This is a genomic window from Burkholderia sp. Se-20378 (assembly GCF_017104665.1).
GTDB classification, from domain to species: Bacteria; Pseudomonadota; Gammaproteobacteria; order Burkholderiales; family Burkholderiaceae; genus Burkholderia; species Burkholderia lata.
In genome coordinates this window covers 1-901 of record NZ_JAAGPG010001152.1, presented here as the reverse complement: position 1 = coordinate 901, position 901 = coordinate 1, and the positions used below count along the sequence as shown (strand labels likewise).

At 72.0% G+C, this 901-nt stretch carries 1 protein-coding gene; it reads right to left on the bottom strand.

Annotated elements, in window-relative coordinates; genetic code table 11:
- A partial coding sequence (locus G3N93_RS40695; RefSeq protein ID WP_206135598.1) for a molybdopterin cofactor-binding domain-containing protein occupies nt 1-837 on the bottom strand: 837 nt, incomplete at its 3' end.
- Nucleotides 838-901: the final 64 nt, after the last annotated feature.

Genomic DNA, 901 nt, shown 5'->3' with positions numbered 1-901 from the left:
TTGCCGCTCCGGCGGGCCGGCCGCGGGGATCCGGTTCTCCTCGCGCTCGGCCACCACGCCGACGAAATCGCCGATCGCAACGACGGCCACGAGCCCCGGCACGTCGGCCACCGACGCGCGGTCGACGTCGACGAGCGAGGTGCCGACGAACGAACCGCTGTCGTGGCCCGCATACGGCGGCCGCACGACACGACCGTGCAGCATGCCCGGCACGCGCATGTCGTGCACGAACGTGAGCTGGCCGGTTGCCTTCGCGGGCAGGTCGACGCGCGGCGACGACCGGCCGACGATCCGGTATTGGGCGGGATCCTTCGTGCGGGTGTTCAGGTTGAGTGTCAGCGCGATCCGGTGCGCGGCGACGAGCGAGGCGAACGTAGCGGTTTGCCCGTTCGCCGAGATCGTCGCATCGTCGATGTGCAGTTGCGCCGCGTCGACACCGAACCGTTCGGCGGCGAGCGCCAGCAGCGTATGACGCGCCTGAGCGGCCGCGCAGCGCAGCGGCGTCGCGGAAATCTGGATCGTCGCGCTCGCGATGGTCGGGCCCTGGTTCGGTGTCGCGGCCGTGTCGCCGAGCACCATCGTCACGCGCGCGGCCGGCACGTCGAGTTCCTCGGCGACGATCTGCGCGAGCGACGTGCGGATGCCGGTGCCGAGATCGACGTGGCCGTTGAACGCGAGGATGCGGCCGTCGTCGAGAATCGCGACGAACACTTCCGGCAGCGCCGGTACGTAGGACGACAGGCTGCCCGGCTGGCCGGGCGCCGGCTTGACGGGCGGCGCGGGCGGCCGGATCACGGTCAGGCAGCCGTCGCACGCGAGCAGTTCGGAGCGGTTCACGGATGAGGGGTCCTGTCGAGGGGGCGACGTCGCACGGCCGGCTGCGGCGTACGCGGGGCGAGGA